This window comes from Nocardia sp. NPDC003345 (assembly GCF_053589395.1).
In genome coordinates this window covers 1-8,546 of the sequence record NZ_JBSFRU010000289.1, presented here as the reverse complement: position 1 = coordinate 8,546, position 8,546 = coordinate 1, and the positions used below count along the sequence as shown (strand labels likewise).

11 protein-coding genes are annotated in these 8,546 nt (G+C 68.8%); 8 read left to right on the top strand and 3 right to left on the bottom strand.

Annotation, left to right across the window (positions count from 1 at the left end; genetic code table 11):
• Nucleotides 1-177: Rpn family recombination-promoting nuclease/putative transposase (locus ACWDU1_RS25195; protein ID WP_450002107.1), on the bottom strand; the 177-nt coding region annotated here is incomplete at its 3' end.
• A 115-nt stretch (nucleotides 178-292) separates the two neighbouring features.
• Between ACWDU1_RS25195 and ACWDU1_RS25190 the strand changes: the two genes are divergently transcribed.
• The 5 genes from ACWDU1_RS25190 to ACWDU1_RS25170 all read left to right on the top strand — a co-directional run bounded on the left by ACWDU1_RS25190 (nucleotide 293) and on the right by ACWDU1_RS25170 (nucleotide 4,273).
• Entirely contained in the window at nucleotides 293-1,261 is a 969-nt protein-coding gene (locus ACWDU1_RS25190) for an aldo/keto reductase (RefSeq protein ID WP_450002105.1), read from the top strand.
• Nucleotides 1,262-1,356: 95 nt separating this feature from the next.
• A complete protein-coding gene (locus tag ACWDU1_RS25185) occupies nucleotides 1,357-2,262 on the top strand; it encodes an aldo/keto reductase (protein ID WP_450002104.1) in 906 nt (301 codons plus the stop codon).
• Between the two features lie 169 nt (nucleotides 2,263-2,431).
• The gene (locus ACWDU1_RS25180) at nucleotides 2,432-3,268 is read left to right on the top strand and encodes an SDR family oxidoreductase (RefSeq protein WP_450002102.1); all 837 of its coding nucleotides are present in this window, start codon (nucleotides 2,432-2,434) and stop codon (nucleotides 3,266-3,268) included.
• A 76-nt stretch (nucleotides 3,269-3,344) separates the two neighbouring features.
• On the top strand, nucleotides 3,345-3,665 hold the full coding sequence (locus ACWDU1_RS25175; protein WP_450002100.1) for a hypothetical protein: 321 nt from the start codon (nucleotides 3,345-3,347) through the stop codon (nucleotides 3,663-3,665).
• A 311-nt stretch (nucleotides 3,666-3,976) separates the two neighbouring features.
• Nucleotides 3,977-4,273, top strand: a complete 297-nt coding sequence (locus tag ACWDU1_RS25170) for a hypothetical protein (protein WP_450002098.1) — start codon at nucleotides 3,977-3,979, stop codon at nucleotides 4,271-4,273.
• A 146-nt stretch (nucleotides 4,274-4,419) separates the two neighbouring features.
• Here the strand turns inward: ACWDU1_RS25170 and ACWDU1_RS25165 are convergent, their stop codons facing one another.
• A complete protein-coding gene (locus ACWDU1_RS25165) occupies nucleotides 4,420-4,782 on the bottom strand; it encodes a VOC family protein (RefSeq protein ID WP_450002096.1) in 363 nt (120 codons plus the stop codon).
• Nucleotides 4,783-4,872: 90 nt separating this feature from the next.
• On the opposite strand from ACWDU1_RS25165, the gene ACWDU1_RS25160 reads away from it, so the two are divergent.
• Nucleotides 4,873-5,817: a helix-turn-helix transcriptional regulator gene (locus tag ACWDU1_RS25160; protein ID WP_450002094.1), complete on the top strand. Its 945-nt coding sequence runs from the start codon at nucleotides 4,873-4,875 to the stop codon at nucleotides 5,815-5,817.
• A gap of 27 nt (nucleotides 5,818-5,844) precedes the next feature.
• On the opposite strand, the gene ACWDU1_RS25155 is transcribed toward ACWDU1_RS25160, so the two are convergent.
• Nucleotides 5,845-6,702, bottom strand: coding sequence for a LysR family transcriptional regulator (locus ACWDU1_RS25155; protein WP_450002093.1), 858 nt, complete (start codon nucleotides 6,700-6,702; stop codon nucleotides 5,845-5,847).
• 111 nt (nucleotides 6,703-6,813) lie between these two features.
• On the opposite strand from ACWDU1_RS25155, the gene ACWDU1_RS25150 reads away from it, so the two are divergent.
• Both ACWDU1_RS25150 and ACWDU1_RS25145 read left to right on the top strand, forming a co-directional pair.
• Nucleotides 6,814-8,115: an NAD(P)/FAD-dependent oxidoreductase gene (locus tag ACWDU1_RS25150; RefSeq protein ID WP_450002091.1), complete on the top strand. Its 1,302-nt coding sequence runs from the start codon at nucleotides 6,814-6,816 to the stop codon at nucleotides 8,113-8,115.
• A gap of 222 nt (nucleotides 8,116-8,337) precedes the next feature.
• Nucleotides 8,338-8,546 (top strand): GNAT family N-acyltransferase (locus ACWDU1_RS25145; RefSeq protein ID WP_450002089.1); only part of this gene is annotated, 209 nt, incomplete at its 3' end.

Genomic DNA, 8,546 nt, shown 5'->3' with positions numbered 1-8,546 from the left:
GCGGTTTCGCAGGTCGGGGTGGACGAAGCTGCCGGGTTGTAGTTGCAAGGCGGGCCAGTCGAGGCGGGTGGTGATCGCTTCGGGCAGGACGGCGCGTAGTTCGGAGGCGGCATTGGCCGGGCGGGCCATGACTTTGCGGAAGTAGGCGTCGTGCGGGTTGGACCGCTGCTCGGACATGGCGGCGACCCTACGGGGACCGGATGACAAGCTCTGGATCTCGCTCAGGGACGGGAATTCACGGTGCTCGCCCGGGGCGGATATCCGGTGGGGCCCCTGCCAGACTGGCGGGGTGATGCGATACCGACTGTTCGGGCGGACCGGTTTGCGGGTGTCGGAGTTCGTGCTGGGCACGATGGCGATCGGCGACACGGACGAATACCGGCGGATAGTGGAGGTTTTCGCCGAGGCGGGTGGGAATTTCCTCGATACGGCGTCGGCGTACGGGGCAAGCGAGGAGATGTTGGGGGAGGTGCTGGGGGAACGGGATCGGTTCGTGATCGGCACCAAATACACGCTGACCCGTGATCCGGCGGACCCCAACGCCGCGGGCAACCACCGCAAGAACATGGTCCTTTCGCTGGAGCGGAGCCTGCGGCGGCTGCGGACCGACTATGTCGATATCTACTGGGTGCATGTCTGGGATCGGCATACGCCGATCGAGGAGACCATGCGGGCGCTCGACGACCTGGTGCGGTCGGGGAAGGTTCTGTACGTGGGAATCTCGGATGCTCCGGCGTGGATTGTGGCGCAGGCCAATATGATCGCGCAGTTTCGTGGCGCGGTGCCCTTCTCGGGTCTGCAGGTGCCGTACAACCTGCTACAACGCGATATCGAGCGGGAGCTGCTGCCCATGGCCGAGGCCTTCGGGATGAGCGTGACCGCCTGGGCGCCGATGGCGCAGGGCGTTCTGTCCGGCGGCGCGGGCCGACGGGCCGATCCGGAGAAATTCGGTGAGCGGGAACGTGCCGGGGCCGCCGCGGTGGCGGGTGTCGCGGCAGAACTCGGGGTCACGGCGGCGCAGGTCGCGCTGGCGTGGACCCGGCACCGCTCGGCGGCCGTCCTTCCGATCATCGGGGTGAGTAGCGCGGCGCAGCTCGAGGTGAATCTGGCGGCCGGGCAGGTGGAATTGTCCGGCGAGATGGCGGCCCGGCTGGAGGCCGCCGTCCCGTTCGCACCGGGATTCCCGCAGGAATTCATCGCGCAATGTGACGAATCACCGCATGTCTACGGCGCGGCTGTGGATCGAGTGGGTACGCGCTGAGGTTTGTCGCGGAGGTTCGGAGCCGAATCGGGGGCCGTCGTCAGCGCGGTCCGTGCGGAGCGGGCGCCCGGCTTGTGCGGTAAGACTGCAGGGTGATGCGATACCGACCTTTCGGGCGGACCGAACTGCGGGTCTCCGAGTTCGTGCTGGGTACGACGGCGATCCGGAACAAAGACGAGTACCGGCGGATCTTGGACATCTTCGCCGAGGCCGGCGGGAATTTCGTGGATACCGCTTGGGCGCACGATTCCAGTGAGGAGATGCTGGGCGAAGTGGTGCGTAGGCGAGACCGGCTCGTGCTCGGCACCAGACATACGCTCACCCCCGACCCCGCCGACGCCGGCACCGCGGGCGGTCATCGCAAAAGCCTGATCCTTTCGCTGGAACGCAGCCTGCGACGGCTACGGACCGAGTATGTCGACGTGTTCTGGGTGGACGTCGCCGATCCCGGCACCCCCATCGAGGAGACGCTGCTGGCACTCGACGACATGGTGGGCTGCGGCAAGGTCCTGCACACCGGGATCATCGACGCTCCGGCCTGGGCCGTGGCGCAGGCCAATACGCTGGCCGAATGCCAGGGGTGGACCTCGTTCTCGGGGGTGCAGGCCCCCTACAACCTGCTTCGGCGCGATATAGAACGCGAGATGCTGCCGATGGCCGAGGCGTTCGGAGTGAGCGTGACGGTGTCCTCGCCGCTGGAACACGGCGTACTGGCCGGATCCGCCGACGCCTCCGGCGCGCGCGGGCGGGCGGCGGCCGACGCGGTCGCGGCGGTCGCCGCGGACCTCGGGGTGCCCGCGGCGCAGGTCGCGCTGGCCTGGACCCGCCACCGTTCACCGTCGGTGCTGCCGATCGTGGGCGTCGACAGCGCCGACCAGCTCGCCGCGAACCTCGGGGCGTGGCAGGTGGAACTGCCCGCCGACGCGGTCACGCGGCTGGAAACGGCGGCGTCGCCGGAAGGCACGGGCCGGGTGGAGCCGGCGACGACCTGGGCTCGGTAGCCGGGCGTACACGCCACGCTCGGTGCGGCCGGGCCGGAGCTGCCCTGGGTTCCGAGCTCCCGAGTTCGGGGTGGAGATGGGCCCGCAGGCCGATGTGCCGACCGGACCGGATCGGGAGGATGGTGGCACCGGTTCGTCATCGGGGCGGGACCGGCGGGACGGAGGGCTCATGAAGCTGGAAGCAGGGCAGGTCGCGGTGGTCACCGGGGCCGCGAACGGGATCGGCGCGGCGCTGGCCACGGCGCTCGTGGCACGCGGGCTGCGGGTGGTGATCGCCGATATCGACACCGGTGCGCTGGAGCGGACCGCGGACGAATTGGGCCCGGACGTTCTCGCGGTTCCCACCGATGTCGCCGACCTCGCGCAGGTGCGGGCGCTGGCCGGCCGCACCCTCGCCGAATTCGGCCGGGTCGACCTGGTGGTGAACAACGCGGGCATGGGTTCCGGTGGGCCGAGCTGGGAGATCGACCCGGCCGCCTGGGACCGGGTGTGGGCGGTGAATGTGGGCGGTGTGGTGAACGGAGTGCATGTGTTCACACCGCACCTGATCGCCGCGGGCCGCGGCCATATCGTGAACACCGCGTCGCTGGCGGGGCTGACCGTGGGACTGTTCGGAGCCCCGTACGCGGCGAGCAAGGCGGCGATCATCTCGATATCGGAATCGCTGCGCGGCGAACTGGATCTGATCGCGCCGGGAGTCGGGGTCACCGTGGTCTGTCCGGGGCCGGTCGATACCCAGATGTTCCGCGGGCTCGCCGAGCTCGCTGCCCCGGAGGCGGTGCCGGAAGCCGGCGCGATGCCGCCGGAGGTGATGGCGAAGCTGGCGCCGATGATGGAGGCGATCACCGAGATGGCGAAGGAGACCCTGCCGCCGGACCGGGCGGCGGAGATCATCCTGGCCGCCGTCGAGACCGGGAAAACCTATGAGACCACTCATCCCGGAATGGCGCGGGCGGCCCGCGACCGGACCGACACGATTCTGGAATCGTTCGGTACCCCGGACTGACCGCCGCGGACCCCGGCACCGGGCAGAATCGGGGTCCGGTGGTCATCTGTCCAGGAGGTCGCAATGGTGCAGTGTCGTGGTCGTGCCTGAGGCGTTCGCGCGGCCGGTCTGGAAGCGGACCGGTGACAGGCGGTTCCCGGTCGCCGCGCTGGTGGACGGCCGGTGGTGGGTGCTGCGAATGAACCCGTTCCCCGATCACAGCCTATGGACCCTGTTCATCGACGGCGTTGCCCGCTATGACGTCGATCAGGCGCCTCCGAACTGGGGGCGGCCCAGCGCGGTGACCGCACCGCTGGACGCGAAGACCGCGGACGCGGTGCTCGCGCCGGTCCGGCACCTCGGCACCTACGGCAGTGAGGTGGGCCGCCCCTGCGACGACCCCTTCTGCTGCGGCTGACCGGATTCGGGAACCCGGGTTCGAGCGCCGGGGGCCGCCCGCTACCGGTAGGTCACCGAGCGATGCAGATGAGGGCAGCGGCACGCGGCGATATCCAGGGCCACCGTGCACAGTCCGTCGATCGCGGTCACGCCGGAAGCGTACGACCCGTGCGGATCGGGCGTCGCGCCGTTCTCAGGAGACGGGTGCATTCCCAGCCGACTCCCAGCTCCGCTCGCAGCGGGGGCACAGCGAGCCCGGATAGCGTCGGCGTAGTCGGAGAACCGATCGAGCGAATCGGCGAAAACTACAGCACGACAAGGAGTTTCCTCATGGTGAAGCTGAAACCGGCGAGCAGGGCTCTGGTGGCCCTGATGTGCGGTGCGGGTGTCGTGGGTGCGGCGGTGACGGGTGCGGGCGCGGCCGGTGCCGATCCGGGCCCGGGGGAGAAGAAGATCATCATCGACGGCCGGGAGCGCACCGATATCGATCGCGTGATCCTGCGCGAGAACATCGACCGGTATCTCCCGGGATATCAGCTGCCGTCCGGGAGTCCTGGCGTGATCATTCTGAAGAACGGGCAGGTCCAGGCGGTCCCGGAGGGTGCCGTACTGCGGCAGCGCCGGTGACGGTCACCGCCGGGAGGCGGTATGACGTGCCGGCCCGGGAATTGGTCCCTCGCCACTCGGGCCGGTAGGTGGCGCACCGCGCCGAACCGGTGCCGCCACGAAAGCCCCCGCGGCCACTGCCCGGCCGCGGGGGCTTTCCCACGTCGTCAGTCGACCGGCGCCACCCGGATCCGGTTGCCGTCCGGGTCGGCGACGACGAAGGTGCGGCCGAATACGGCGTCCTCGGGTTCGGAGACGACGGTCACGCCGCGGCCCTTCCACGTCGCGAACTGCTCGTCGATCACCGCGGCGTCGCCCGGCAGGGTCAGGCAGACCTCGCTGGTGCGGGGTGTGGTCGCGAGATCGGCCGCGGGCGAGCGCCACAGGGCCAGCTGGATCCCGCCGCCGAGGTCGAAGGCGAAGAAGCCGGGGTTCTCGAATACCGGGCTCATCTCGAACAGATCCCCGTAGAACCGGGCCGCGGCGGGCGGATCGGTCACATAGACGATGAACATATTGGGGACAGGCATGGGTGCCGTTTCCTTTCGTAGCGGTGGACGACCCCGTTGTATCCGGCAAACCGGACCGAACCTGTCAGGTTTTTCTGAGATTCTTCGGATATGACGCCGGATCGCTTCTTCGCGCTACTGCTGGCACTGCAATCACGGCCGGTCACCACCGCCACGGCGCTCGCGGCGGAACTCGCGGTCTCGGAGCGGACGGTGCTACGGGATCTGAACTGGCTCCAGGCGGCCGGGTTCCCGGTACATGCCAGGCAGGGGCGCGGGGGCGGGGTGACGCTGCTGCCCGGTGGCGCTCTCGACACCTCCCGTCTCACCCCGAGCGAGCGCGACCACCTCGTGCTGCCCGGGCTCGACGATCAGCAGCGTGACGATCTCGGCACGGCCGCGGACGGCGACCGGGCCCGGCGCAAGATCGCACCGGCGAGACACGGAGCCGAGGGGCTACTTCCACTCAGTGGCCTGGTGGTCACCGACAACCGCCCGTGGTTCGCGGCCGGCGGTGGTGGCATATCCGCGGCCGAACTGGTCGGTGATCTCCGTCGCGGGGTACGGCTGCGGGTGCGCTACCGCCGGTCGGGCGAGCGCGAACCGGTCTGGCGGGTCGTCGACCCCTACGGCCTGCTGGCGAAATCCGGCCGCTGGTACCTGGTGGCCGACGAACGGGAATCGCCGCGGCTGTTCCTGCTCGACCGGATCGTCCGATGGCAGCCGCTGCGACGCCCGCGCCGGCTACGCGCGGGGGCCACCCTGCGGACCGTCGCCGCGCAGCTGACCGATCGCTGGGAAACCGCGGGCGATCTCGTCGTGCACGGCGAATTGGAGACGGCGCAGCTCGAGCGCGCCGGTCGCATCCTCGGTACCCGGCTGACCGTGCACGAGGCCGTCTCCGCGCACCGGGTCCGGGTCACCATCGCCTGCCGGGTACTCGACGACACCAGGCAGCTGCTCCAATTCGCGACACACCTCACCGTCGTGGCCCCGCCGGAGGCCCGGGCGCTGCTGCGCGATCTGGCGGACGAGATCCGGCAGCAGTACGGCTGAGATACCGGGTGTGCGGGAGGGCCCGCGCTACAGGTCGCGCAGGCCGTTCAGCAGGGTCGTGAGAATCGGGGTGCGGCGGGTATCGGCACGCAGTACGGCGCAGACCGGGATCCGCAAGTGATGGTCGGCGAGCCGCAGCGTGGCGATGCCCTCGGTGGAACTGTTGGCGTAGAGCGCGGTCCAGGCGTCGGGATGGTTGATCAGCTCCATGGTGGCCGTATGGTCCGGTGGGATGGGCGGGCCGTAGGTGGGGCCGCTGGGCATATCGGCGAAGGCGGCGCGGATCACATTGTGGATGAGGACCTGTTCGGATTCCGGGGGCAGCAGCAGCGGATAGTCACCGAGTTCCGGCAGGGTCACATCGGAGCGGCCGGCCAGCGGATGGGACGGGGCGGTGGCGAGGGTGAGATCCTCCACCCACAATTGTTCGACGACCATGCCCGCCTGCTGCACACTGCCGCGGATGAGCGCCAGATCGCAGTCGCCGTCGGCGACGGCGGCCACGCGCTGCCGGAACGGTTTGATGACGAATTCGATCTCCGCGCCCGGATGTGTTTCGCGGGCCCCGGCGATGGCCGAGAGCGATCGGGTGGCGAAGGACATATTCGCGGTGAGCCGTACCCGCGGGCCGGTGGTGCGGATGGAAGCGCGGATGGCCGATTCCAGACCTAGCATCTGCTTGGCGAGCGGTAGTAATCTTGTGCTCGCGTCGGTGGGGACGACCGATCGGGTAGAGCGCTCGAAGAGCTGCACACCGAGGTCGTGTTCGAGCCGGGCGATCTGATGACTGATCGCCGACTGCGAGATGAAACAGCGGGCCGCCGCCCTGCTGAAACTGAGCTCCTCGCACACCGCGACGAAGTACGTGAGCTGCCGAAGCTCCACCCGGACCTCCATTCATGACCAGAACAGATAAGAGTCATCTCAATTATGCGCCCTGAACCTTGAAATATCTTGGATCTGGATGACGGTTCCTAATGAGTGAAGGAGGCTGTCATGCAGAACGTCACTGGTATCGGCGCAGGGGTCGAATACGCGGATGTGGTGATCATCGGATCGGGTTTCGGAGGTTTGGCCGCGGCCAAGCAGCTCGCCAAGGCCGGAGTCGATTATGTCCTGATCTCGAGCACGCCGGAACACCTGTTCCAGCCGCTGCTGTATCAGGTCGCCACCGGGGTGTTGGCGTCCGAGGAGATCGCGCCCCCGATCGCGAACATCCTGCGCCGCCACGAGGAGGCGGATGTGCGCCTCGGTGAGGTCACCGCCATCGAACCGGACGCGGCGATCCTCACCTACCGCACCGCCGAGGGCGCCCGCCGGATCCGCTACGGCTCGCTGATCGCGGCGACCGGCGCCAGCCAGTCGTACTTCGGCCGCGACGACTTCGCGGACAAGACCTATTCGCTGAAGACCATCGACGACGCCAAGCTGCTCCGCGCCCAGATCGAACGGGTGTTCCGGGAGGCCTCGGGCGCCGACGAGGAGACCCGCCGCCGGCTGCTCTCGTTCGTGGTCGTGGGTGCCGGCGCGACCGGTGTCGAGGTCGCGGGACAGCTGAAGGAACTGGCCAAGCGGCACTTCCACCAGGACGTCTCGGTGAGCCTGGTCGAAGGCGCGGGCGCGGTGCTGCCGCCCTTCGGCGGGGGCCTGTCGGAATACGCGAAGAAGACGCTGACCCGCAGCGGTGTCGAGGTGCTGCTGGGCACCTTCGTCACCGATATCGCCGACGGCGAGGTCACCGTGAAGGACAAGGACGGCGCCGAGCGGAGCATCCAGGCCGAGACCATCGTCTGGTCGGCCGGTGTGCAGGCCGGTGGGTTCGCGAAACTGCTGGCCGAGGCGACGGGATGCGAGACCGACCGGGCCGGCCGGCTGCTGATCAACCCCGACCTCACCGTGGGCGGATACGCCGATATCTACGCCATCGGCGATATGACCTCGCTCAACGGCTACCCCGGCCAGTCGCCGGTGGCCATGCAGGAGGGGCGCCACGCCGCCGACATCATCAGCCGGGACAAGAACCCCGGCACGCCGTTCGTGTACTGGGACAAGGGCAGCATGGCCGTGATCAGCCGGTTCAGCGCGGTCACCAAACTGAACGAGCGCATCACCTTCAAAGGTGTCTTCGCCTGGTTCATCTGGCTGGCGGTGCATCTGTTCTACTTGGTCGGCTTCCGCAATCGGTTCGCCGCCGTGGCGTCGTGGCTGGTGGCCTTCATCGGCACCGGGCGACCCGGCTTCGAAGAGGTCGACCAGGGGCGCGACCGGATCCGGGAGCCCGAGCGTTTCGTGGCGTAACCGAGCGGGCAGACCGTCCGGGCGGGGTCTGCCCACCGCGACCGGTGTGCGAATTCGATATGGATTCCGGCCGAACTCCGGGCGTATGGGCGCAGCTCGGACGAACGGCCGGAAACCCGGTGGTGAACGCCCGGTGTGACGTAGATCTCGTTCACCGAACCGGCATGCCACCGACACTCGGCGGATGCCCCGGCGCCGTATCGGACTGGCCTCCTGAGCGTTATGGCTATTACGTCCGTGCTGACGGCGCCGGCCCGGCCGGCCGGCAGCGAGGATCACCGGTCCCGATACGCACTGATCGTCTCCTCCGACTCCGACCATCGCATCGCGGCGCAGCGGTTGCGGTACAACGTTTTCGCCAATGAGCCCGGCTTCCGGATTCCCGACGACGGCACCGGCCTCGACGCGGACCGCTTCGACGAGCACTGCGA